At 44.3% G+C, this 24,228-nt stretch carries 20 protein-coding genes; 15 read left to right on the top strand and 5 right to left on the bottom strand.

Translation table 11 applies throughout. The features are described from left to right. The first annotated feature begins 129 nt into the window (after window positions 1-129). From tamA to L4D74_RS23070, 3 genes are all read left to right on the top strand, one after another. Window positions 130-1,845: an autotransporter assembly complex protein TamA gene (gene tamA / locus L4D74_RS23080; RefSeq protein ID WP_428754786.1), complete on the top strand. Its 1,716-nt coding sequence runs from the start codon at window positions 130-132 to the stop codon at window positions 1,843-1,845. Next, a complete protein-coding gene (tamB, locus tag L4D74_RS23075) occupies window positions 1,845-5,663 on the top strand; it encodes an autotransporter assembly complex protein TamB (RefSeq protein WP_428754809.1) in 3,819 nt (1,272 codons plus the stop codon). The genes tamA and tamB overlap by 1 nt, the downstream gene beginning before the upstream one ends. Before the next feature lie 84 nt (window positions 5,664-5,747). Beyond that, the gene (locus tag L4D74_RS23070; protein WP_265677395.1) at window positions 5,748-6,098 is read left to right on the top strand and encodes a DUF2799 domain-containing protein; all 351 of its coding nucleotides are present in this window, start codon (window positions 5,748-5,750) and stop codon (window positions 6,096-6,098) included. 69 nt (window positions 6,099-6,167) lie between these two features. Here L4D74_RS23070 and ppa read toward each other — a convergent pair whose 3' ends face one another. Together ppa and fbp are read right to left on the bottom strand one after the other, a co-directional pair. Then, window positions 6,168-6,698, bottom strand: coding sequence for an inorganic diphosphatase (ppa, locus tag L4D74_RS23065; RefSeq protein ID WP_265677396.1), 531 nt, complete (start codon window positions 6,696-6,698; stop codon window positions 6,168-6,170). A gap of 149 nt (window positions 6,699-6,847) precedes the next feature. Further along, entirely contained in the window at window positions 6,848-7,861 is a 1,014-nt protein-coding gene (gene fbp, locus L4D74_RS23060; protein WP_265677661.1) for a class 1 fructose-bisphosphatase, read from the bottom strand. Between the two features lie 257 nt (window positions 7,862-8,118). Here fbp and mpl point away from each other — a divergent pair, with 257 nt between their 5' ends. The 5 genes from mpl to thiQ all read left to right on the top strand — a co-directional run bounded on the left by mpl (window position 8,119) and on the right by thiQ (window position 13,618). Beyond that, window positions 8,119-9,468, top strand: a complete 1,350-nt coding sequence (gene mpl / locus L4D74_RS23055; RefSeq protein WP_428754808.1) for a UDP-N-acetylmuramate:L-alanyl-gamma-D-glutamyl-meso-diaminopimelate ligase — start codon at window positions 8,119-8,121, stop codon at window positions 9,466-9,468. Continuing rightward, the gene (locus L4D74_RS23050) at window positions 9,468-10,088 is read left to right on the top strand and encodes a flavin prenyltransferase UbiX (protein WP_428754785.1); all 621 of its coding nucleotides are present in this window, start codon (window positions 9,468-9,470) and stop codon (window positions 10,086-10,088) included. The genes mpl and L4D74_RS23050 overlap by 1 nt, the downstream gene beginning before the upstream one ends. 138 nt (window positions 10,089-10,226) lie before the next feature. Further along, window positions 10,227-11,216 (top strand): thiamine ABC transporter substrate binding subunit, encoded by a 990-nt coding sequence (gene thiB, locus L4D74_RS23045; RefSeq protein WP_428754807.1) that lies wholly within the window; start codon window positions 10,227-10,229, stop codon window positions 11,214-11,216. Between the two features lie 93 nt (window positions 11,217-11,309). Beyond that, window positions 11,310-12,905 carry a thiamine/thiamine pyrophosphate ABC transporter permease gene (thiP, locus tag L4D74_RS23040; protein WP_428754784.1) on the top strand — a complete coding sequence of 532 codons (1,596 nt, stop codon included), beginning with the start codon at window positions 11,310-11,312 and terminating at the stop codon, window positions 12,903-12,905. 5 nt (window positions 12,906-12,910) lie between these two features. Continuing rightward, entirely contained in the window at window positions 12,911-13,618 is a 708-nt protein-coding gene (gene thiQ, locus L4D74_RS23035; RefSeq protein ID WP_428754806.1) for a thiamine ABC transporter ATP-binding protein, read from the top strand. Window positions 13,619-13,696: 78 nt separating this feature from the next. On the opposite strand, the gene yjgA is transcribed toward thiQ, so the two are convergent. Continuing rightward, window positions 13,697-14,257: a ribosome biogenesis factor YjgA gene (yjgA, locus tag L4D74_RS23030; RefSeq protein WP_265677656.1), complete on the bottom strand. Its 561-nt coding sequence runs from the start codon at window positions 14,255-14,257 to the stop codon at window positions 13,697-13,699. A 118-nt stretch (window positions 14,258-14,375) separates the two neighbouring features. Here yjgA and pmbA point away from each other — a divergent pair, with 118 nt between their 5' ends. Further along, window positions 14,376-15,719: a metalloprotease PmbA gene (pmbA, locus tag L4D74_RS23025; protein WP_428754805.1), complete on the top strand. Its 1,344-nt coding sequence runs from the start codon at window positions 14,376-14,378 to the stop codon at window positions 15,717-15,719. Window positions 15,720-15,859: 140 nt separating this feature from the next. Here pmbA and L4D74_RS23020 read toward each other — a convergent pair whose 3' ends face one another. Beyond that, the gene (locus tag L4D74_RS23020) at window positions 15,860-16,321 is read right to left on the bottom strand and encodes a chemotaxis protein CheX (protein WP_250619358.1); all 462 of its coding nucleotides are present in this window, start codon (window positions 16,319-16,321) and stop codon (window positions 15,860-15,862) included. Between the two features lie 12 nt (window positions 16,322-16,333). After that, window positions 16,334-16,783: a zinc uptake transcriptional repressor Zur gene (zur, locus tag L4D74_RS23015; RefSeq protein WP_428754783.1), complete on the bottom strand. Its 450-nt coding sequence runs from the start codon at window positions 16,781-16,783 to the stop codon at window positions 16,334-16,336. Between the two features lie 912 nt (window positions 16,784-17,695). On the opposite strand from zur, the gene dusA reads away from it, so the two are divergent. The 6 genes from dusA to L4D74_RS22985 all read left to right on the top strand — a co-directional run bounded on the left by dusA (window position 17,696) and on the right by L4D74_RS22985 (window position 23,843). Beyond that, window positions 17,696-18,697, top strand: a complete 1,002-nt coding sequence (dusA, locus tag L4D74_RS23010; protein ID WP_428754804.1) for a tRNA dihydrouridine(20/20a) synthase DusA — start codon at window positions 17,696-17,698, stop codon at window positions 18,695-18,697. A gap of 175 nt (window positions 18,698-18,872) precedes the next feature. Beyond that, complete coding sequence (locus L4D74_RS23005; protein WP_428754782.1) at window positions 18,873-19,082, top strand: envelope stress response protein PspG; 210 nt, start codon at window positions 18,873-18,875, stop codon at window positions 19,080-19,082. A gap of 99 nt (window positions 19,083-19,181) precedes the next feature. Continuing rightward, the gene (locus L4D74_RS23000; protein ID WP_428754781.1) at window positions 19,182-19,412 is read left to right on the top strand and encodes a thymidylate kinase; all 231 of its coding nucleotides are present in this window, start codon (window positions 19,182-19,184) and stop codon (window positions 19,410-19,412) included. Window positions 19,413-19,508: 96 nt separating this feature from the next. Further along, window positions 19,509-21,362: an assimilatory sulfite reductase (NADPH) flavoprotein subunit gene (locus tag L4D74_RS22995; protein WP_428754780.1), complete on the top strand. Its 1,854-nt coding sequence runs from the start codon at window positions 19,509-19,511 to the stop codon at window positions 21,360-21,362. Next, window positions 21,362-23,077, top strand: coding sequence for an assimilatory sulfite reductase (NADPH) hemoprotein subunit (gene cysI / locus L4D74_RS22990; protein WP_428754779.1), 1,716 nt, complete (start codon window positions 21,362-21,364; stop codon window positions 23,075-23,077). Before L4D74_RS22995 ends, cysI begins: the two co-directional genes overlap by 1 nt. Beyond that, entirely contained in the window at window positions 23,070-23,843 is a 774-nt protein-coding gene (locus L4D74_RS22985) for a phosphoadenylyl-sulfate reductase (protein ID WP_428754778.1), read from the top strand. The genes cysI and L4D74_RS22985 overlap by 8 nt, the downstream gene beginning before the upstream one ends. Window positions 23,844-24,228 lie beyond the last annotated feature (385 nt).

The raw sequence follows: 24,228 nt of genomic DNA, 5'->3' as shown, positions 1-24,228 counted from the left end.
GGCGAAATATTGTATGAAAAATGATACTTTTCTATGGGTATGAGTTGTTAAATACAGACTTACAAATTGAACAGCGTTATCATTTAACGTAATAATAAAAATAGCGAACTTCAGTCTCGACAATAAAGCATGATAAAGAGAGTTTTTCCACCGCTAATGTTCATGATCGCTTCAATGTCACTCATGGCAGCTGAAGATATCGAGTTGAACATCAATGGATTGAGCGGCCCCTTAAAAGATAATGTGGATGCGTATGTGTCCGCGATTTCCCCTAGCGAATACTCTACTTCGCTGCGCTTTCAATCTCGTATTACCAAAGAAATTAACTCAGCGTTGAATGCGTTAGGTTACTACCATGCTGAGATTCAGTTCTCGATCAATGACCAGCAAGATGAATTAACTGTGGCAGTAACGCCAGGGCAACCGATGCGAATTAAACTGGTGGATGTTGAACTCACCGGAGAGGCGAAAGAAGACGCCGACTTTTTGCGTTTGATTCGAGTGACGCCAGTCAAAGAAGGGCGGGTACTCAATCAAGGTGAATATGACATGTTAAAGTCGAGTCTTCGCAATTTAGCCTTGCAAAAAGGCTACTTTGACGGCGCGTACACATTGAGTCGCCTCGAAGTTGTGCCAGAGCTCAATCAAGCATTCATTCGGTTACATTTTGATAGCGGCATTCGTTATAAATTTGGGTCTTCCACGATCACAGGTAGCCAGATAGATATTGACCGTGTGCAATCACTACAGCCATATAAAAGTGGTGATTACTATCAGGTTGGAAAGGTGGGGGAATATAACCAAGGTTTGTCGAACACCGAGTGGTTTTCGTCGGTGTTTGTTGAGCCCGACTTGGAGCAGGTTGGCAAGGGTCGAGAGTTGCCGATGAAGGTGTCACTAGCGCCGCAGGTAAAAAATCAATTTGAAACGGGTTTAGGTTATTCGACCGATGTCGGAGCAAAAGTTAAATTTAAATGGAAAAAGCCATGGATTAACTCTCGTGGTCACAGCTTTAATACCAGTCTTGATTTATCCATTCCTGAACAACAGGTCACTGCTGCCTATAAAATTCCATTAGATGATGTGTTGCGAGATTATTACGTGATTCAGTATGGTCTGAAAAACGTCAATCGTTCGGATAAAAAGACTCTAGAGTCTAACTTAGGTTTTGAAAGGCACTGGGTGCTTGATAGTGGTTGGCACCGTACCGCTTACATCCGCTATTTAGTCGAAGATTATGAGCGTAATTTAGAAGGCGATGTTGGCCAGTTTGTTTTACCGGGGCTTTCTTATTCACGCGTTGTGTCTCGTGGTGGCGTATTGCCAATGAGTGGTAATAAACAAACCATTATGTTCGAGGTGGGTGATAAGCGGGCGTTATCAGAAACCTCGGTGTTTAGAATGCGAGGAACCTCAACATGGATCAGCAGTATTGGCGAAAACCATCGCGGCATATTTAAGGTTGATGTGGGTGCCAATATTGCCGATGACCCTTCGAAACTGTCGCCATCTTTGCGTTTCTACGCGGGTGGTGACAACAGTGTTAGGGGTTATGACTATGAGAGTATTTCCCCTGTTGATACTGGTGGAACCAAGACCGGTGGCCAATATTTAGCAACCAGCACGCTTGAGTATCAATACCGTATCTACAATAACTGGTGGGCGGCAACGTTCTTTGATGTGGGTGATGCCTTTGATGACACGCCAGTTTGGAAGCGTGGTGCGGGTGTTGGGATACGTTGGGTATCGCCTGTTGGGCCTATTAAATTCGATTTTGCCAAGGGACTCGATCAAAAGCCTGAGGCAGAATGGCGAGTTCACTTTAGTTTAGGGCCAGAGTTATGATGTTAAAAGTTTGGCGAGTAACAAAGTGGCTGTCAGTGACGTTCATATTGATTGTGACACTATTGCTGGCCACCCTTGCTTTTGCACTGTTTACCAATACTGGGTTAACGGCCATTTTATGGGGAGCAAGCCAAGCGCTACCTGAGCTTAAAGTGGAGTCAACCAAAGGGGCGTTATTCCCTCGTTTTACTTTAAACAACGTGACGTTTAAAGATGAATCTCTATTTATCGACTTAGCGGCGGATTCACTGACGCTGGCGGTTGATCTAAATTGTCTCAGCGACCCTCGAGTGTGTGTGAATGAGCTGTCGGTTCATGGGTTAGACTTTTCCATGCCTGAAATCGCGCCGAGTGAGCCTTCTCCTGAACCTTCAGAGCCGATTACCAGTATATCGACGCCAATTCCAATCGCGATCGGTAAGGTGAATCTTGAAGATATTAAACTGGATATTTTGGGCACAAAAGTGAGTTGGGACAGCTTTACGACATCGCTTTCTATGACCGGTTCGAAATTATCTATAGGTAAAACCCTGCTTGCGACCCCGAGCGTAGCGTTACCTCCGGCAGAAGAGGTACCAGAGATCGCGACTAAGAAAAATACCGCGATGGCGAATACCGCTGTAGCTGCAGAGACCTCGACAGCCGTTAAGAATCCTGCAACGGCAGAGCCTGCGCGCGCAATTGAGTTGCCAGAAGTCCTCATTCCTTTATTTGTCAATATTACTCGCCTTGATATTCGAGACTTTACCTTACAGCAAGAAGAGCCGATTGTTGTCCATCACCTTGGGTTGCAAGGCTTCGCGGGTAAACATGATGTTCATGTCGAAAGTCTTGAATTAGCCATGCCGCAGGTTGATGCTTCTTTGTCTGGCAACGTTGCGCTAATAAAAGATTACCCCCTTGACATCACTTTGGATGCCCAATTAAAAGAAACAGATCTTACTGGACAAAAACTGGCGCTTACCGCTAAGGGCAGTGTTGGTGACTTGCACCTGGATAGTCATTTTTCAGGGGTTATTGACGCCGCTTTATCTGGGAATATTCAGCCATTAGCGCCTACGTTACCGTTTGATGTTGTTTTGTCGGATGGCAAGGCTGCGTGGCCTTTGAAAGGTGAGAGTGAGTATCAGGTTATTGTTGACCAGCTTAAAGCCAAAGGGTCGCTGGACAGCTACGAAGTAGTGTTAAAAACACAGGCATCGGGCAAGCCAATTCCAGATGTTGCGGTTGAATTACAAGGTAAAGGCGATCTTAAACAGATTAATCTTGAAACGTTGACGATCAATTCTCTCGGTGGCTCCATTCAAGGTTCGGTCATGGCGAATTGGGAAGCGCCTGTCAATTGGAAGGCGGACATGATGCTGTCGCATATTCAGCCAGGGCTGCAATGGCCAGAAGCCGAAGGAGACATTAGTGGCCAAATCGTGACTTCAGGTGCGTTGACCGACGCTGGTGGCTGGCAAGTACAAGTGCCTAAACTCGACATCGTCGGTATTTTGCGAGATTACCCATTATTGGTAAAAGGGCAAGTAGAGGCTGCGGACAAGTCAGGATCAGGAGAGCTGAGTGTCAATACGGATGGCTTGTCGTTAGCGCATGGCCCAAACAATATGAGCGCGAAAGGCAGCTTGCGTAAAAATTGGGATATGAATGTCGCCATCGACTTTCCTGATCTAGCCAAGACTGTCCCTGAGTTACAAGGTTTGTTGGTCGGCACCATCGCCCTAAAAGGTAAGATGCAAGAGCCTGATGTTCGTTTAGATCTGCAGGTTAAGAAGGCTAAATGGCAGCAAGAGGCGAGTATCGACACGTTATCGCTTTCCGGTGAAGCGAAACCATTGCCTATAGATCAGGCCAAAGCCGATATTCGTTTGCAGGCCTCGGGAATTCAATATCAAGAACACAAAGTTGATTCACTCGATGTCAGTTTACAAGGCACGCAGGCAAAACATGAACTGGACTTAGATCTGGTTTCAACGTTACTCTCCGCTCAGTTAAGTGTTGTCGGTGAACTCATTGATAAGCCGAGTTTGATATGGACAGGTGAGTTAGCAAGCGCTCACTTTGAAACGGAGCAAGGGCCGTTACACCTGCAAAACCCGATTCAAGTGAAAGTTGATGTAGACAAACAAAGTGCTGACGTCAGCGCCCACTGTTGGAAGCAGTCAGAGTCGCGTGTTTGTTTAGAAAAGGATATTCAAGCCGGCACGTCGGGTGAAGCGTTGGTCACGTTGAAGAACTTCAATTTTGAACAGATTAAAGCGTATGTTCCTGAGCAAACCCGCCTAGAAGGTTCGGCCAGCGCCACCATATGGGCGAAATGGGCACCAGAGGTCTCGCCTGAAGTGAAAGTAGACGTTAGATTACCAAAAGGGCAGGTAACTCAGGAGTTAGAAATCCCGCTTGTGGTTGGGTGGGAGTCGATAGAACTCAAAGCCAACTTGGCCAATGACCAATTGGATGCATCTTGGTTACTTGATGTTACCGATAATGGCGACCTATCAGGCAAAGTGACGTTGCCTAATGTACTGGAAGAGGACAAGCAAATTGAAGGCGAGCTAAATCTCTCCACGTTTAATCTTGACTTCTTACAGCCCATCATTGGTGAATTTAACAAGCTGCAAGCTAACTTATCATCCTCTATTCAGATAAAAGGCGATGCTCTGCACCCTCAATTGTACGGCGATCTTAAAGTAGAAGACTTATCACTGAAAGGTGATATTTCTCCGATACAGGTGGAGTCTGGTGGACTTGTGCTTAATCTCAATGGTTATGATGGTAAGCTTGATGCAAAAATTCAGACCACCGATGGCGAACTGTTGATCAACGGCGACGGGAATTGGCAAGATCTACAAGATTGGCGAACAAAACTGCGAGTCTTTGCTGAAGAATTAAAGGTCGATGTGCCACCAATGGTCAAAGTGAAAGTGGTACCTGATATGACCATTGAGGCCACACCAAAGCTGGCTAAAGTCACTGGTAGCATTGGTTTACCATGGGGACGCATTGTAGTCGAAGAGCTGCCACCAAGTGCGGTGGCAGTGTCTAGTGATCAGGTGATACTCAATGCTGACTTAACACCGCAAGACGATTCAATACCAGTACCTTTCAATATTGAAACTGACGTTTCAATCTCTATTGGTAATGATTTCACCGTCTCTGCTTTTGGTCTTAAAGGTGGTTTGCGCGGCAAGCTTCATGTCTCTCAAAAAGATAAAGGGCCATTTATCCAAGGGGAAGTGAACATTGTGAATGGTTCTTATAACTCTTTTGGACAGGACTTACTCATCGATGAAGGTAAGATCCTGATGACCGGACCTGTGGACCAACCTTACGTCAATATTAAAGCCATCCGAAACCCAGACACTACCGCTGATGATGTGACAGCTGGTGTGAAAGTAACGGGGTTGGCAACGCAGCCGAAAATCGAGATATTCTCAGACCCAACGATGCCACAGGCGAATGCTTTATCTTATCTACTTCGTGGTCAAGACATCGATGGTGAGACTGGAGGCAATGCGCTGACAACGACGCTAATTGGTTTAAGTTTGGCAAAAAGCGGCAAGGTGGTCGGTGAAATTGGTCAAGCGTTTGGGGTTCAAGACCTACAATTAGATACCGCTGGTACGGGGGATGACTCTCAAGTTACCGTTAGTGGCTATGTATTACCGGGCTTGCAGGTAAAGTATGGCGTCGGCATCTTTAACTCACTGGGTGAGTTCACTATCCGTTATCGCATTATTGAAGATTTTTATGTTGAGGCGGTGTCGGGGCTCTATAGCTCTGTGGTCTTCTTATACCAATTTGAAGTTGATTGATGGCCGTTTAACTCGAGAGATGCTGCTACAGTTAATAAGTTATAAGACCGATTAACTAAGCTGAAAGTTTGCGTGAGGTTAGCCATGAAAAATTATAGCGTGCTGATTTTAGGGCTACTGATGGTAGGGTGTGTTCAATTACAGCCACCAACAGGTGATGATAACCAAGCATGGCAAGAGTTTGGCCAAGCTTGGGCCATGAAAGGCTACGTTATCAAAGATCGTAGTGAGTTGGAGCAGGATACGCCCTCTTTGAGTCTTGCTCAATATAAGCAATATCAAATGGGGTATGCGTTAGGAAAGGAGACGTATTGCCAGCAGGACCCATTTGTTTTGGGGTTGAGTGGTAAGATTTACTACGGGATTTGCCAAGATGTTAGCCGTACCTATTTGGAAGAATATTGGCGAGGGAAGCAATCTAGAGCTAAGCGCTGATAGAATGATGTTCCAGCGTTAAGTGAGTATAATCAAAAAGCGCTCATAAAGAGCGCTTTTTGATGGTGACTATTTTTGTTGTGCTCGGTCATAGGAGCTGATGATTTCCTCTCGAGCGGCGTGAATATCAGCCCACCCTTCTACTTTTACCCATTTACCTGGCTCTAGTTCTTTATAACGCTCAAAAAACTGGGTAATTTGGGCTTTAAGTAGCTCAGGAATATCATTTACATCTTGGATGTGTTCGTACTCTTTTGATATTTTGCTGTGCGGAACAGCAAAAATTTTAGCATCTTCGCCCGATTCATCCGTCATTTTCAGAACGCCCACTGGGCGACAGCGAATGACAGAACCTGGGATGAGTGGATACGGTGTTGGGACGAGAACATCCACAGGGTCGCCATCGAGTGAAAGCGTGTCGTTAACATAACCATAGTTGCAGGGATAAAACATAGGTGCGGACATAAATCGGTCGACAAAGACAGCACCAGAGTCTTTATCCACTTCATATTTTATCGGGTCGGCGTTCGCCGGGATTTCAATGACGACATAAATATCATCAGGTAGTGACTTACCGGCAGGTACGTGGTTTAAGCTCATTTGGATCTTCCTTCTTGATTCTAAATCCCTATAGATATTAAGGATAGGCGTTATCATTCAAATGGGTTAAATAAAGTATATACGCTGAAAATTAAAACAAAAAGTGCCTCACTGAGAGACACTTCTAATTTGTTTAATTTGTAGAAAATTTATTGCTCTGGGTATTCTTCCAAGAAAGATTCAACCTTTTCTACCATACGTTTTGAGCCTACAAAGAAAGGCACTCGCTGGTGAAGTTCTGTTGGCTTAATATCCATAATACGCTGATTACCATCAGAGGCTGTTCCGCCAGCTTGTTCCATAATGAAGGCCATTGGGTTGCACTCATACAGCAAACGAAGCTTTCCGCTCGGGTGGCTTTGCGTACTCGGGTACAGATAAATACCGCCTTTTAACAGGTTGCGGTGGAAATCTGACACCAAAGAACCGATATAGCGCGAGGTATATGGGCGGTTTTCACTTGGCTCATTTTCTTGGCAGTACTTGATGTATTTTTTCACGCCCATAGGGAAGCGGATGTAGTTACCTTCGTTAATGGAATAGATCGAACCATCTTCAGGAATCATCATGTTTTCATGGGATAGACAGAAGGTACCGATAGAGGGATCGTAGGTGAAACCGTTGACGCCTTTACCTGTGGTGTAAACCAGCATCGTTGAAGAACCATAGACAACATAACCAGCAGCGACTTGTTTATTTCCTGGCTGTAAAAAATCTTCTTGAGTGGGAGGCGTACCAATTGGTGAGACTCGACGGTAGATGGAGAAGATAGTGCCGACAGATACGTTTACATCGATGTTAGAAGAACCATCAAGAGGATCCATTAGCACGACGTATTTTGCGTTCTTATTCAGTTCTTTATTAAAGGCTACAGCTTCATCTTCTTCTTCACTGGCAACACCACAAACTTGGTCACGAGCTTCAAGTGCCGCTTTAAATTTATCATTAGCATAAAGATCCAGCTTTTGCTGTGCTTCACCTTGTACGTTCTCAGTACCTACTGCACCGGTGATATCGACAAGGCCTGCTTTATTAATTTCTCGGTTTACAATTTTTGCGGCAAGTCGAATTGAAGAGATAAGGGATGATAAATCACCACTGGCATGGGGGAAGTCGTTTTGTTTCTCAACAATAAATTCGCCTAGGGTGCGCATTTCAGACATGGTCTTTCCTTTAATCTGCTAACTATTATCTTGGGGGAGAAGTGTGAGTGAACGAGTTGGGGGTATTCATCTACACACATGGAATATTGTAGGGGGCAGAACTTTTTAATGGTAATGAAGTAACCTTACAAATGGGGTGTTTGTATGATGGAAGTCACAAAATGCCGCGTAACTGTTAACTTCCTCGCTTTTATCGCGTGGTTTGGGTATATATAGCGAAAGCAAAAAGAAGCACTGTGAACAATAGAGAACCCAACATGCATATTCATATTCTTGGTATCTGTGGCACCTTTATGGGTGGCGCTGCCGTTCTAGCTCAACAGTTAGGCCATCGAGTCACTGGTAGTGATGCTAACGTTTACCCCCCTATGAGCACACTTCTTGAGTCTCAGGGAATTGAAATTATTGAGGGCTTCGACCCTAGTCAGTTGGATCCTGCGCCAGATTTAGTTGTGATCGGTAATGCAATGAGTCGCGGTAACCCTTGTGTTGAGTATGTATTGAATCGAAATCTCAAATACACCTCGGGTCCTCAATGGTTACAAGAGTTCTTGCTTCACGACCGCTGGGTTATTGCTGTGTCTGGAACTCATGGTAAAACCACCACGTCGAGCATGTTAAGTTGGATTTTAGAGGAGTGTGGCTATCAGCCAGGCTTTTTAGTCGGAGGCGTTCTGGGCAATTTTGGTCAGTCGGCGAGGCTAGGTGAGTCGATGTTTTTTGTTGTCGAGGCTGATGAGTATGACAGCGCTTTCTTTGACAAGCGATCCAAGTTTGTTCACTACCATCCACGAACCCTCATCATGAACAATCTTGAGTTTGACCATGCGGATATCTTTGATGATCTTGAAGCGATAAAACGGCAGTTCCATCACTTGGTACGCACGGTGCCGGGGAATGGTCGAATCTTAGCTCCGGCAGGTGATAGCGCAATTCAAGATGTGCTAGGACGAGGTTGTTGGAGTGAGGTCGAGCATACCGGACCTTCAGCTGACTGGAATGCGCTGAAACAACATAAAGATGGGTCTCATTTTGATGTTTACTTACATGGCGACAAAGTGGGGGAAGTGAAGTGGGATTTGGTCGGTGATCATAACGTGGATAATGCACTGATGGCTATTGCTGGCGCAAGGCATGTTGGCGTGACGCCTGAGCTTGCCTGTGCTGCATTAACTAAGTTTATTAATACCAAGCGTCGCCTTGAATTCAAAGGTGAAGTGAACCAAATTGAAATTTACGATGATTTTGCTCATCACCCCACGGCAATACAGCTCACCCTTGAAGGGTTGAGGAATAAGGTGGGTGAAAAGCGTATTTTAGCGGTATTAGAGCCTCGTTCAGCCACGATGAAGCGAGGTGTTCATAAAGATAAACTTGCCGATTCTCTTCAGCATGCCGATGAGGTGTTTTTGCTGCAACCGGATAACATTGACTGGTCCGTCAACGATATCGCCGCTAGCTGTTCTCAGCCAGTAGTAATTAGAAACAGCGTGGATGAGTTAGTCGCAGCGATTCAATCTAAAGCGCAAGCTGGTGACCAAATTCTGGTAATGAGTAACGGTGGGTTTGGTGGTATTCATCAGAAACTATTAGAGAGATTGGCTTAATGAACGCAACCAACAAGGCTATCACGCTCGCGTTTACCGGTGCTTCTGGTGCACCTTATGGAATGAGGTTGCTGGAATGTCTTTTAGCGGCGGATTATACCGTGCACTTATTGATTTCTTCAGCGGCGCGAGTGGTGTTAGCAACAGAGCATGATATCAAATTACCTAGTGGTCCTGATGCAGCTCATAAGCAGCTGGTGGCGCGCCTTAATTGCGAGCCAGAAAAACTTGTGGTGTGTGGCAAGGAAGATTGGTTTTCCCCCGTTGCATCTGGCTCTGCAGCGCCTAAGCAAATGATCATTTGTCCTTGCTCAGCAGGAAGTGTGGCGGCCATAGCGCATGGCATGTCTGACAACCTTATTGAACGTGCTGCGGATGTGGTATTGAAAGAGCGCGGACAGTTGTTGTTGGTCGTGCGTGAAACGCCGTTCTCGACATTGCATTTGGAGAATATGCATAAACTGTCCACCATGGGTGTCACGATTATGCCAGCAGCGCCTGGTTTTTATCATCAACCTAAGAGCATTGATGATTTGGTTGATTTTATTGTCGCGCGAGTACTCGATCACATGGGCATTGAGCAAGCTTTGGTACCGCGTTGGGGGTACGACCAAAGATAAAGGAATAAGGATGGTGAATATGTGATGCAGCGGTTACAATTCATCATCAATGTTGTTACTGAGCTTTGCTACTGATACTTCGGTGCAAAGGCTGTTTGGACGATAAAACAATAACTAAGGATAGAATGAGTGAACTGCATCCGTTTATCTAAAGTAGCCATTGCTACTTCCCTTCTGGCGCTCACACAAGTGGCAAGTGCATCGACATTAACGGTTTATACCTATGACTCTTTTGCGTCAGACTGGGGGCCAGGTCCTGCGATTAAAAAAGCGTTCGAAGCTCAATGTGATTGTGAGCTGAAATTGGTTGCTTTGGATGATGGTGTATCGATCTTGAATCGTTTACGCCTTGAAGGTGCTTCCTCAAAAGCGGATGTGGTGTTAGGTCTTGATAATAATTTAATGAGCGAAGCTAAAGCGTCGGGTCTACTCGCGAACCACAAGGTTGATACCGATAATTTAGTATTGCCCAATGGCTGGAGTGACGATGTGTTTGTCCCCTTCGATTACGGGTACTTTGCGTTTGTGTACAACAAAGACAAAGTAAAAACGCCACCTACCAGTCTTAAAGCTTTGATTGAAGATCGTGATGATCTTAGTGTGATTTACCAAGATCCAAGAACCTCGACGCCTGGGCAAGGTTTACTGCTATGGATGAAGTCTGTGTATGGCGATGACGCCAGTGAGGCGTGGCAGCAGTTAGCGAAAAAAACCGTTACCGTGACAAAAGGATGGTCTGAAGCGTATTCCATGTTTCTAGAAGGCGAGGCAGATTTGGTATTATCGTACACCACATCGCCAGCTTATCACCTAATCGCTGAGCAAGATGCTCGATTCGCCGCGGCGGATTTTGTGGAAGGGCATTATACTCAAGTCGAAGTCGCCGCTAAGGTTGCCAATACCAAAAATGACAAATTAGCCGATGAATTTATGCAGTTTGTCGTGTCTGATGACTTTCAGTCTCAAATTCCCACAGGCAATTGGATGTATCCAGTTGTGGACCGTGATCTACCTACAGGGTTTGATGCACTTACCGTACCGAGTAAATCGCTGACCTTTACGCCAGATGAAGTAGCAAAAAACCGTAAAGCTTGGATTCGTGAGTGGCAATCTGCGCTAATCCAGTAGTATTGGTGATTCAGTGATAGACTAAAGCCAAAATGGTTGAGTTAAATACGTTTACACAGCGGCCTATATTGGGCCGCTTTTTTCGAGGTCTATGTGATACGTACACCAAAAACAGGCATTGTCATTGTCATCATCATCGCCAGTTATGTGGTGGCATCGCTTTGGACGTTGTTATCTTATTCATCACTTGCCAATTTCAGTGATTTAATTACGGATAGCTACTATCTTCATGTCGCCAAATTTAGCCTCTTTCAAGCCACTCTTTCTACTGGCTTGAGTGTCGGCTTAGCTTTGCCGGTGGCGCATGCGCTGTCACGTCGTCGATTTTTCGGCCGAAACTTTTTGCTTAAAGTGTTTGGAACAACCCTTGTTTTACCTGTGCTAGTAGGCGTGTTTGGTATTCTTGCTGTGTACGGAAATCAGGGGGTCGTCGCTCAGGCCTTAGGGCTATTCAATACCAAACTGCCTTTTTCCATATACGGACTAAATGGCATTTTGATCGCCCATGTGTTTTTTAATTTGCCGTTTGCAACACGCTTGCTATTGATGACGATTGAAAGTGTTCCTAGTGAGCAGCGTAAACTGGCAAAACATCTGGGAATGGGAAGTTGGCATTGCTTTAAGTTTGTTGAGTGGCCAAGGCTTAAGCAGCATTTACCTCATGTTGTAGGACTCGTTTTCATGCTTTGTTTTACCAGTTTCGCGACGGTCATGGCATTGGGAGGAGGGCCGAAAGCGACGACTATTGAGCTGGCTATTTATCAAGCCATTAAGTTCGACTTTGACTTGCAGGTTGGGGCGGTATTAGCGATATGGCAAATGGGTACTTGCTCCGTATTGGTCTTGCTTGTAGGACGCTTTAGTAAAGTATTGGAGGGGGCGAGCACTTTTTGTCATGCCGCGCCGATTCAATCATCAGATACCTGGAATAAGCGGCTTTGGGATGCTTTTTGGATCATCGCAAGTCTATTGCTTGTCATACCGCCTTTATTGATGGTGGTCCTTAGTGGATTGAATCACAAAGCCTATACGGTATTAACGGATGCTATATTTTGGCAGTCGCTATTTTCGTCTTTGCAAGTGGCGATGTTCTCCGCGGTGATTGCTTTGATTGTGGGCGTCTTGATAGTGAGTTCCACGCGAATGTTGCGGCTGAAAGAGCGCTCCCGCCTTGCCGATAAAATTGAATTGGTTGGTACAGTGATACTGGTGACACCTGCACTAGTACTGAGCACGGCAACATTCTTGATGTTGCGTGGTATGACGGATGTATTTAGTTTAGCCGTGGTGATTGTTGTCATGGTTAACGCGTTAATGGCTCTGCCGTTTGTGATTAAAACGCTCAGCCAGCCCATGCTTCAACTAGCAACCCAGTATCATCTACTTTGGCAGAGTCTTGGTATCTTAGGGGTTGCGCGATTCTTTAGTATGGAGTGGCGAGCGTTAAGAGCGCCATTGCTGCATGCTTTTTCAATGAGTTTTATCCTCTCGTTAGGGGATTTAACCGTGATTGCATTGTTTGGTAGTCAAGATTTTAAAACGCTTCCCTTGTATCTTTATCAACTATTGGGAAGTTATCAAATGCAGGCCGCCGCGGTGGTTTCATTGGTGTTATTTACGATAAGTATTGGGATGTTCTCACTGACCGATCGCCTAGTAGTGAAAAATAGACATCGGGAGTCGCAATAAACATGATGCTGGAATTGAAGCAAACAAGATATCGCTATCATCGAGAATGGTTTGAGTTCACCTTAGGGGTCAAACGAGGTGAAATATTGTCATTAATTGGGCCAAGTGGTGCAGGTAAATCAACATTACTGGCAATGGTGTCTGGCTTTTGCGCCCCGGAATCGGGTGAGATCCTTATCGGAGGGCAGTCAATGTTGTCATTGGAACCTCATCAGCGACCGCTGGCGATGCTATTTCAAGATAATAACCTTTTTGAGCATCTTACCGTTCAAGACAATATTGTTCTTGGTATTCACCCTTCGCTTAAACTGACGCCTGAAGTCCTAAAGAAAGTAAAGGAAGCAGCAAGCAAGGTGGGGCTACAAGACTACTTATCTCGCTTACCTTCAGAGTTATCTGGCGGGCAGAAGCAACGGGTAGCCTTAGCTCGCTGTTTTGTTCAATCTCGGCCATTGTGGCTATTAGATGAACCTTTTTCTGCGCTCGATCCACTGTTGAGGAAAGAGATGCTGTCGGTGGTAAAAAATCTGGCTGAGGACAATGCTATTACGGTTGTCATGGTGACGCATCACTTGAATGACGCAAAGGCAATTGCTCATCGTTTTGCTTATCTTTCTAAGGGGAGTATATCGATGGTGGGTAACATTGAGGCATTGAACAGTCATCATGACCATGCTGAGTTAGCCAAATTTGTTCTTGCGGCGCAGCATTAAAATCGACGATGTGGCGCGGTGGTAAAAAGAGTGAAGAAAACAGTGAAAGCGAGTTCGCTCCCACTGTTTAAATTGACTCTAGCTGTTTTGGTCTTGCTCTTGTGCTAGCGCTTCTTCTTTTGCTTCTTCTTCCGCTTTTAGCATTTGGAAAATTTCACGAAACGCTTTAGCTGGCTTAGAGGCTGATTTCTCTTTCTTCGCTTGACGAGCAAGTTGGCGCAAGCGTTGGCGGTCGAGATCTGGATACGAGTCTAAGGCTTCTGCAATAGCTGAATCGCCTTCTTCTACAATCTTGTCCCTTAGCTCTTCCAACTTATGCAATGCTGCTGTTTGTTGAGAGTGCTTATTGCGGATTTTATCCAGTGCTGCTTGAATAGGCTCTGGATCAACATTACGCATGACTTTGCCAATGTATTGTAACTGACGACGGCGAGCTTCGTTTTTAAAACGTTGCGCGTCTTTGATTGCATCTCTTAGGTCATCGCTAAGCGGGAATTTTGCTAACACGGAAGGTTTTAACCCTACAAGCTCTTCGCCTAGTTTTTGTAACGCTTCCATGTCATTTTTCATTTCGGTTCGACTTACCCAAATGATTTCTTCTTCTTCTTCCCACGGTGCTTTCTGATTTTTGCGAGCCATGTTTTCTGCCTATATCACTATCTCGTTACGAATATTGCCTATTTTAGCAAGAAATCTGGGGAGAAAGCGAAAAGCTTGTTATTCTAGGCAAAGATAATTGATAAAAGTTAGATGGATTATGGACGTAAGAGAGCAAGTTGCTCAGCAGCAAGCTGAGCTGGAAGCCGCGGTAGCAAAAGCTTTGGACATGGCATCTGTGAGTGCCGACGCCGCGGAAGTCGCCATTACAAAAAGTACCGGACTAAGCGTCTCAACACGTATGTGCGAAGTTGAAAACGTTGAGTTTAACAGTGATGGTGCTCTTGGCATCACGGTATACCGAGGTCAGCGTAAAGGTAGTGCCTCGACATCAGATCTGAGTGAAAAAGCCATTGCGCAGACCGTTGCCGCAGCGCTGGATATTGCACAATATACGTCAGAAGATCCGTTTGCAGGACCTGCACCGAAAGAGTTGATGGTCTCCAACATTCCAGACCTTGATCTTTTCCATCCTGATGAACCGAATCCTGATGTTGCAGCACAGCGAGCCATTGAAGCAGAAAAAGCGGCATTATCTTACAGTGATAAGATTAAGCAAAGCGACGGCGCGAGTTATGACAGTCATTACGGTGTTAAAGTCTATGGTAATAGTCACGGCTTGCTTGCAGGCTATGCGTCTAGCCGCCACAGTATCAGCTGTAGCGTTATCGGTCAGGGTAAAAATGGTGATATGGAGCGTGATTATAGCTATACGCTTGCCCGCCATATCGATGACCTTTGGTCCCCTGAACGAGTGGGTAAAGAAGCAGCATCCAAAACCATTCAAAGATTAGACCCTCAGAAAATAAAAACGGGTAAGTACCCTGTATTGTTTGCCAATGATGTGGCAACGGGATTGATGGGCCACCTCGTCATGGCGATTAGTGGTGGAAATCTCTACCGAAAATCCTCATTTTTACTTGATAAACTGGGTGAAACTATTCTGCCAGAGTGGTTTCAAGTCGAAGAAAAACCACATGTACTTCGCGGTTTAGCATCTAGCCCATTTGACAGTGAAGGGGTGTTTACTCAAGACCTAGAAATTATTAAAGATGGGAAACTGGCGACGTATTTATTAACCAGTTATGCGGCGCGAAAAATGAATATGACGCCAACCGGTCATGCTGGTGGTATTCATAACTGGTACGTAAAAAATACTGGGCAAAACTTTGATGCCATGCTTAAAACACTCGGTACTGGTTTGCTAGTGACTGAAGTCATGGGGCAGGGAGTCAATACCGTCACGGGTGATTATTCACGCGGGGCCGCTGGATTCTGGGTGGAAAATGGCGAGATCCAATACCCGGTATCTGAAATTACCGTTGCTTCTAATTTGGAAACGATGTTTAAAAATATCGTTGCTGTTGGTAGTGACGTTGAAACTCGCTCGCAGATTCAAACTGGTTCAATCTTGATTGAGTCAATGAAAGTCGCGGGAGATTAAGCGGATAATCGCTTACACGGTTAACGAGCTTAACAACGAGAAATGCCAGTCACATCTAAGGACTGGCATTTTTTATGAGTGAGCAACATCGAGGTGTGTTCGACAAGCTTCTTCGAAAAATGGCTCTTCGAAATTAATCGTTATTCGAAACAAATTTCAATAAATGCGTTACCCCATTCTGAGGTAAATGGCATGATGATGATGGCTCCATCACACTTGTGTCGAATGGTATGCCCCTTTCCCGAAACGACCACAGGGGTCGCCATGTCAAAATCGAAGCCTTTCTCTGCTAGGATACGCTTTGCACCACCAGTGACCATGTTGGTGATTTCACCGACCATATCGGTCACTTCTTCATTTAAGCCATGAGGGCGCTCACCCAACATTTTTTGCATGATCTCCAGTGCCAACCCTTCTTCAAAGGTAATTGACATTGAGCCGCGAGATTGCGTTCCTACCATTCCAATAAGACCGGACACGTCTCCACGTGCAACCTCATCTTTTTTAATTCTGGGTTTTAATGGCTTTATCTCCATTGAAGCCATTGTTTTTAGCACATTCATGAGTGAGGCTAAAAACGGGTTTACAAATTCAGCGCGCATAACTTCTTCTATCTAAGTGTGATCTTCCAATGACGAACACGTCTGACAAGTACCATGAGATTCTATAACGTGGTTGGAATATTGAAAGCCATATTTATCAACGTTGCTATTCAACAAGGCTATCAGATTATCATCTTGTAGTTCAACGACATTGCCGCATTTGTCACAAATCAGAAGATGAGAAAAATGCTTATGTTCGCCAAATGAACAGCATGAGACAAAGCTGTTTGTCGATTCAACGCGATGGATAAACCCTTGCTCCAATAAAAAATCAAGAGCGCGATATACGGTTGGCGGTTTGGCTTTAGGTTCACTGGCCTTTAATTGCTCCAGTAGTTCATAAGCACTTGATGCCTTTTTATTTTCACAAATTAGAACAAAGACACTGCGACGTTGTGGCGTTAAGCGAACACCACGAGCAGCACAAATATCTTCGACTTGTTGGATTAACTGTTGATTCACATGACCACCTACCTAAGCGATATCCCTACATCTTATACTATTTCCCTACACAGATCGTTATTGTCGTGTGGGGAACGGCAGATAGATTCATGGATTGCGATGCTTCTGTCACATAGATTATTGGCCAACTCCGAGGTGAGATCAAAAGTCATACTTTGAGTCGACTAATTCTGAAGAGATATTTAACGACCTAATGTACAGCTCTACAAGTAAAAGGATCATCATAGGCCAAATACACATATTGCTAAGCGTATCGGCTGTTTTCTTTGATATTAACACTTGGTTTTTGTGTTTTTATTTATATTTTTCATTGTGTTATATTTTATCGTGGGGCTTGGGAGTGCAGGCTGGTTTTATTGAGTAGTGGTGAGCGAAGAGTCGTTGTACAGGTTGGGGAGTAAAAAGAACATGGTAACCCTTCCTTGTATTAGGCAAGGAAGGGTTAGATATAAAGAGGGGGGGATGAAGTTATCACCACAAAGGTAAATCAGCTTGAAAGAGAAAAAGACAACCCAGGTTTAGAGTAGTGCTATGGCTGGGTCTTAATTACCAGCTATTAAACATGTCGATGACATAGCGTTTGGTACACGCAGTACTATTCTGTAAATCAGTAAAATCCTTACTAGTCATAAATTTATCAAGGGGTAGTGTCTAGGTGGAGGGTTTCAAGCGGGTTGACATCAGCTCTTTCTTTTTGAAAGTTCTTAATTCTCTGTGTATTATTGCCTGCTTTTTCTTCACGATGATGGTTGCCTTGTAGCGGAATTCCCCGTTTTGTCGCGACCGTTTTTTCATTGATAGAGAAAGCATTCCGTTGTCCTCCTATCTTACGGGGACTATGGGACTAATTTAGGCAAAGTACCCATGATATTCAAAGCGGATTTGAGTGGTTAAAACTTAGGTAAAACAATGATGAAGCCAGACAACACAAGCGATTTCCATTCAAGCCGTCTTTCAATTGCGCCCATGCTCGATTGGACGGATAGGCATTGTCGTTATTTCCATCGTTTGCTTTCTTCGCAAGCCTTGCTGTATACCGAGATGATCACAACAGGTGCCATTATCCATGGTAAAGGGGATTTCTTAACTTACAGCGAAGAAGAGCATCCAGTCGCGTTGCAGTTAGGTGGCTCAAACCCAATCGACTTAGCGACTTGTGCCAAGCTTGCCCAAGAGCGTGGTTATGATGAAATTAACCTCAATGTTGGTTGTCCGTCGGATAGGGTACAGAACGGCCGTTTTGGTGCCTGCCTTATGGGAGAGCCTGAACTGGTTGCGGAATGTATTGCTGCAATGAAAGCGGTTGTGTCGATTCCTGTTACGGTAAAGACACGTATTGGCATTGACGATCAGGATTCTTATGAGTTTCTGACGCGCTTTGTTTCTATCGTTTCAGAGCAAGGTGGTTGTCAAGACTTTACCATTCACGCTCGTAAGGCATGGTTGAGTGGTTTGAGCCCAAAAGAGAACCGAGAGATCCCACCGCTCGATTATCCTCGAACTTACCAGATTAAGAAAGACTTCCCACATTTACAGATCGGTATGAATGGCGGCGTTAAAACACTGGACGAATCTTTGGAGCATTTGGCACACCTTGATGGAGTGATGATTGGTAGAGAAGCGTATCAAAACCCTTATCTACTTGCGGAAGTAGACCAAAAGGTTTTTGGTTTAGACAAGCCTGTGAAAAAGCGCAGTCAGGTTGTAGAAGAGATGTACCCTTACATCGAGAAGCAGCTTGCTAATGGCTCTAATCTAGGTCATATCAGCCGACATATGATTGGTTTATTCCAAGCAATGCCAGGTGGTAGACAGTGGCGTCGTTATATTAGTGAAAATGCTCATAAAAAAGGTGCAGGTGTGGAAGTGATTCAAACAGCACTGACTAAAATTCCAAAAGAACTCGACGTTTAAATTTACCAATGTTGTGGTAAAAAATACCAACTCCAGCTGGCTTTGACGCTAGTTGGAGTTTTTTTGTTTTGTAAGTTCAACTAAATCAGTTACTTAAAAACTGGAACGGTTTGTGCAGTTAGTTTGTACAGTAGTTTGTGTGTTTCACTGTTTAGTTTGAGCCTGAGGAGGCGATATGTTTGAGCTGATTTTTCTTATGGTATTTTTTGGGATGTTAGTCATGACTGGTGTGACGTTTGTGACGGTCACATTAGCCATTGTAGCTTCTTTTGCTGTTATGTTTGTGCTGGGGATGATGGGAGTGGTTATTCAGTTGCTTCCTTGGATTGTTGCTTTTGTCATTGCTTTATGGGTTTATCATCGCTTTGTTGCACGTGAAGGTTAACATGTTCGCAACAACTAAACAGGCGAATGTGCCGCTACTTGCTATAGTTATACTAATCAACCTACGTAGATAGGCGAGCGGTATATTTAGGGAGTAATTATGACCATAACCGAATTGAAGCACCTTTATCATCAGGACTTGTTAGCCGAAGCGATTATCGAGCCTTCCGAGCTTGATGGTGGGTGGGTAGTGGAATTTCGCCACAAACAGGGTGGCTTCCTTATGTTAACCGACATTCATGGAGCTGAGTGTCAGTACCTTGATCTCGATAAAGCCTCAAAATCGGCTCTTGCTGTAGGCTTTTCTCAGGTACGTATTGAAGCTAAGTAACCCACCTTAAACTATTCCTTTCTTCCAAAAAGTTATAAAACATTCATATCTATTCTTTCTTGTTATTAAAATGGTTGGTTAATCTATCGTCACGCAATGATTAGGGATGTCGTGACTATGTCATCAAATGGAAATACACAACAACAATTACCGGGTTTAGCTGCTCCTATTAATGATCAGCAGTTATCTCAACTACAGCAAGCATCAACCGCTTTATCTTCTAACCAATTAGCCTGGGTAAGTGGGTACTTTTGGGGATTAAGCCAATCTCAAAACTCAGCACAATTGACCCCTGTCGCCAGTGCCGTGACTTCTGCCGTTGCTGCTGCCCCCGCGGGTAAGCTGACTATTATTTACGCCTCTCAAACTGGTAATGCTAAAGGTGTAGCGGAAGCGCTTGAGCAAGAAGCTTCTGCTCACGGTATTTCCGCACAGTTGTTCGATGCAAGTGACTATAAAGGCAAAAACTTAGCGAAAGAAACTCACGTTATTTTTGTTGCGTCGACGAATGGTGAAGGCGAAGCACCAGACAATGCGATTGAATTACATGAGTTTCTGCAGTCTAAAAAAGTCCCTAAACTCACCAATCTAAAATTTGGTGTGATTGGTCTTGGTGACTCAAGCTACGAGTTTTTCTGTCAAACAGGTAAGGATTTTGATGCATTTTTAACGAAGCAAGGCGCAACTCCATTCATCGAAAGGTTGGACTGTGATGTTGACTACGACGTTTCAGCAGCAGAATGGCGCCTTAAAGCGCTCGAAGTGATCAAAGATGACTTATCGTCTCAACCTGCGGATGTTGTGACGTTACCTGTCGCAACGGCAGGTGCTGCTGCGTCGTATACTAAGCAGAACCCTTATACTGCGACACTGTTAACAAGCCAAAAAATTACCGGGCGTGATTCAGGTAAAGATGTTCGTCATATTGAAATTGATTTAGAAGACTCTGGGCTGACCTACCAAGCGGGGGATGCACTGGGTGTTTGGTTTGAAAACAGTAGCGAGCTGGTGGATGCGATTCTTGCACAGACTAATTTATCTGGCATTGAAAGTGTCGATGTTGATGGTGAAAGTGTCTCATTGCGTACAGCGTTAATTAAGAACTACGAAGTGACAGCGTCAAATCCGCAGCTTATTACCAAATATGCCGAGTTATCAGGTAGTAAAAAACTGCTGAAATTAGTCGAGAATAAAGATCAGCTAAGAGAGTATTCAGCTGAAACTCAAGTGATTGATGTACTCAAAGAGAAGAAAACCAAACTCGATGCCACATCGCTGCTGTCTATACTGCGTCGTCTAACACCACGTTTATACTCGATCGCGTCAAGCCAATCAGAAGTGGATGAAGAAGTTCACCTGACGGTGGCGTTAGTGGAGTATGACAAAGGAGAAGAAACCCGATACGGAGGGGCTTCTTACCACTTAGCTAAAGGGCTAGAAGAAGGTGGTGAGGTTAAAGTGTTTGTTGAACATAACAAGCAATTTAAACTTCCAGACGACAATGATACCCCCATTATTATGGTGGGGCCTGGGACAGGTATCGCACCTTTCCGAAGCTTTATTCAAGAGCGTGAAAATAAAGACGCGAAAGGTAAGAACTGGTTGTTCTTTGGTGACAGGACCTTTACTCAAGATTTCTTATATCAAGTAGAGTGGCAAAAGTACCTTAAGTCTGGCGTATTGGATCGTTTAGATGTTGCGTTTAGTCGTGATCAGCATGAGAAAGTTTATGTTCAACATCGCCTTCTGGAGCAAGGTGAACGAGTTTGGCAATGGCTGCAGGAAGGTGCGCATATCTATGTATGTGGAGATGCGACCCATATGGCAAAAGATGTGAATACGGCCTTGGTTGAAATTGCAAAGCTATATGGCGGCAAAGATTTAGCTGAAGCTGAGGAATATATAAACGAGTTAAGAAAAGCAAAACGTTATCAAAAGGATGTGTACTAATGAGCAAACAAGAAGTCTTAGGCCAAGTGTTGGGCCCATTAGCTGATAACGAGCGCTTGAAGCGAGAGAGTAATCACCTACGAGGCACGATTGAATCGGATTTAACCGATCAAATCACTGGTGGGTTTACAGCTGATAACTTCCAACTAATTCGTTTTCACGGTATGTATCAGCAAGATGACCGTGATATTCGAAATGAACGCACCAAGCAAAAGTTAGAACCTCTACACAACGTAATGTTACGAGCGCGTATGCCTGGCGGGATCATTTCTCCTAAACAATGGTTAGCTATCGACAAGTTTGCTTCAGACCATAGTCTCTACGGCAGTATTCGTTTAACGACTCGTCAAACGTTTCAGTTTCATGGCGTATTGAAGCCTAATATTAAACTGATGCACCAGACGTTGAATAGTATTGGTATTGATTCCATTGCTACGGCTGGCGATGTTAACCGAAATGTGTTGTGTACGACTAACCCGGTTGAATCTGAGCTTCATCAAGAAGCTTATGAGTGGGCAAAAAAAATCAGCGAACATTTATTGCCTAAGACTCGTGCATACGCAGAAATTTGGTTAGATGGTGAAAAGGTCGAAACCACTGAAGAAGAACCCATTCTTGGTAGTAACTATTTACCAAGGAAATTCAAAACAACCGTTGTTATCCCTCCTCAAAATGATGTGGACGTCCACGCAAATGACCTGAACTTTGTCGCCATCGCAGATGCTGGCAAGCTTATTGGCTTTAATGTTCTCGTCGGTGGTGGTTTGGCAATGACGCATGGTGACCTGTCGACATACCCACGACGTGCTGATGACTTTGGTTTTATCCCACTGGCACATACTTTAGATGTCGCAGCTGCGGTGGTAACGACTCAACGTGATTGGGGCAATCGTTCTAACCGTAAAAATGCGAAAACCAAATATACGTTAGATCGCGTAGGGATAGACGTATTTAAAGCTGAAGTGGAAAAGCGAGCAGGTATCGCTTTCTCTAAAAGTCGACCATATGAATTTACAGAACGTGGTGATCGTATTGGATGGGTTGAAGGAATAGACGGTAAACACCACTTAGCTTTATTCATAGAGAATGGTCGCTTACTTGATTACCCTGGAAAACCTTTAAAGACAGGCGTCGCTGAAATAGCCAAGATTCATAAGGGTGATTTCAGAATGACCGCAAATCAGAATCTGATAGTGGCAGGGGTAAGTAAAACGCAGAAAACCAAGATTGAAAAGATAGCGCGCGCGCATGGCTTGATGGATGATCTAGTGAGCGAGCAGCGTAAAGATTCAATGGCATGTGTGGCATTCCCAACCTGTCCTTTAGCAATGGCGGAAGCAGAGCGTTTTCTTCCATCATTTGTTACTGAGGTTGAAGACCTGTTAGCGAAACATCAAATACCTAAAGAAGAGAGCATTATCTTACGTATTACTGGCTGCCCTAATGGATGTGGACGAGCGATGTTGGCTGAAGTTGGTTTAGTGGGTAAAGCACCTGGTCGCTATAATCTTCATCTTGGCGGCAATAAAGCGGGAACCCGTGTACCGAAAATGTATAAAGAGAACATTACTGATAAGCAAATCTTGCAGGAGCTTGATAGCTTGGTTGGAGAGTGGGCTCAAAAACGTACCAACAAGGAAGCATTTGGTGACTTCGTAATAAGAACGGGCGTGATCGAGGAAGTCAAAGTGTCAAAGAGGGATTTCTATGCTTAAATTTGAAGAGGGCTATAAACTAGAAACATTATTGTCTTTGACCAAGACCGAGCAAATCCTCAAGTTGGCCGAACTCAACGGACATCTAGAATCGTTAAGTGCAGAGCAACGTATCGCCTGGGCATTCGAGCACTTACCTGGACAGCACGTTCTTAGTTCTAGTTTTGGTATGCAAGCAGCGGTGATGCTTCACTTAGTAAGCCAGGTTAGGAATGATGTGCCAGTGATACTCACCGATACAGGGTACTTGTTTCCTGAAACGTATCAATTTATTGATCAGCTTACCCAGCAACTTGGCCTTAATGTGCATATATATAGTGCGAAGATTAGTCCAAGCTGGCAAGAAGCTAGATATGGTAAATTATGGGAGCAGGGGATAGAGGGGATTAAGCAGTATAACCTCATTAATAAAGTGGAACCGATGAAGCGTGCGCTTGAAGAGCTCAAGGTTACAACTTGGTTCTCCGGTTTAAGAAGAGAGCAAGCAGAGAGTCGTTCGAGTTTACCCGTGTTAGCTATTCAAAATGGACGCTTTAAATTTCTTCCCATTATTGATTGGTCCAACCAAAATATAGAAGATTATCTTCATTCGCATGAGCTGAGTTACCACCCTCTTAAAGAAGAAGGCTATTTATCTATCGGTGATACGCACACAACTCAAAAGTGGGTGCCTGGCATGAAAGAAGAAGAGACGCGGTTTAATGGTCTAAAGCGAGAATGTGGACTACATGAAGAAGATGATGAGCAAGATGGCTCTGGAATCTAACTATTAAGATGTAAAAAAGAGGGCGAAAGCCCTCTTTTTTTAATAACTCTGTGGATAACCTGTATTTGAGTTGAGGGTAAATTGGGATAAATAAGCCTTTGGGATGGTTTTTAATAAATAACCGCTATTTTTGCAATTTATTCAAAAAAACGCTTGCCAATGTGATGCTGACCTCTATAATGCGTCCTCACTGACACGGCAGAGCCCACAAGGGTTCAAGGCAATGTTCAGTAAGGCTTCTAGCCAAAAGAGATTTCAGGATTTGTTTTTGAAATAAGTAAAAAATAAATCAATAAAGTGTTTGACACGAAAGAATATCTCGCTAGAATGGCCGCCTCTTCAAACGGAAAGCAAATTGCTTAACCAAGTGAAGAGATGTTCTTTA

This window comes from Vibrio cionasavignyae (genome assembly GCF_050337155.1).
In the GTDB taxonomy this organism is placed as follows: domain Bacteria; phylum Pseudomonadota; class Gammaproteobacteria; order Enterobacterales; family Vibrionaceae; genus Vibrio; species Vibrio nomapromontoriensis.
The sequence above is the reverse complement of the archived record's forward strand: the minus strand, read 5'-3'. Positions and strand labels throughout refer to the sequence as shown.

Coding starts and splice junctions, on each gene's coding strand:
- mpl (WP_428754808.1), top strand. CDS start 8,119: ATGCATATTCATATTCTTGGTATCTGTGGCACCTTTATGGGTGGCGCT.
- L4D74_RS23020 (WP_250619358.1), bottom strand. CDS start 16,321: ATGCGCGCTGAATTTGTAAACCCGTTTTTAGCCTCACTCATGAATGTG.
- L4D74_RS23005 (WP_428754782.1), top strand. CDS start 18,873: ATGTTTGAGCTGATTTTTCTTATGGTATTTTTTGGGATGTTAGTCATG.
- thiQ (WP_428754806.1), top strand. CDS start 12,911: ATGCTGGAATTGAAGCAAACAAGATATCGCTATCATCGAGAATGGTTT.
- dusA (WP_428754804.1), top strand. CDS start 17,696: ATGAAGCCAGACAACACAAGCGATTTCCATTCAAGCCGTCTTTCAATT.
- tamB (WP_428754809.1), top strand. CDS start 1,845: ATGTTAAAAGTTTGGCGAGTAACAAAGTGGCTGTCAGTGACGTTCATA.
- L4D74_RS23050 (WP_428754785.1), top strand. CDS start 9,468: ATGAACGCAACCAACAAGGCTATCACGCTCGCGTTTACCGGTGCTTCT.
- L4D74_RS22985 (WP_428754778.1), top strand. CDS start 23,070: ATGCTTAAATTTGAAGAGGGCTATAAACTAGAAACATTATTGTCTTTG.
- tamA (WP_428754786.1), top strand. CDS start 130: ATGATAAAGAGAGTTTTTCCACCGCTAATGTTCATGATCGCTTCAATG.
- pmbA (WP_428754805.1), top strand. CDS start 14,376: ATGGACGTAAGAGAGCAAGTTGCTCAGCAGCAAGCTGAGCTGGAAGCC.
- L4D74_RS22995 (WP_428754780.1), top strand. CDS start 19,509: ATGATTAGGGATGTCGTGACTATGTCATCAAATGGAAATACACAACAA.
- L4D74_RS23070 (WP_265677395.1), top strand. CDS start 5,748: ATGAAAAATTATAGCGTGCTGATTTTAGGGCTACTGATGGTAGGGTGT.
- ppa (WP_265677396.1), bottom strand. CDS start 6,698: ATGAGCTTAAACCACGTACCTGCCGGTAAGTCACTACCTGATGATATT.
- fbp (WP_265677661.1), bottom strand. CDS start 7,861: ATGTCTGAAATGCGCACCCTAGGCGAATTTATTGTTGAGAAACAAAAC.
- yjgA (WP_265677656.1), bottom strand. CDS start 14,257: ATGGCTCGCAAAAATCAGAAAGCACCGTGGGAAGAAGAAGAAGAAATC.
- L4D74_RS23000 (WP_428754781.1), top strand. CDS start 19,182: ATGACCATAACCGAATTGAAGCACCTTTATCATCAGGACTTGTTAGCC.
- cysI (WP_428754779.1), top strand. CDS start 21,362: ATGAGCAAACAAGAAGTCTTAGGCCAAGTGTTGGGCCCATTAGCTGAT.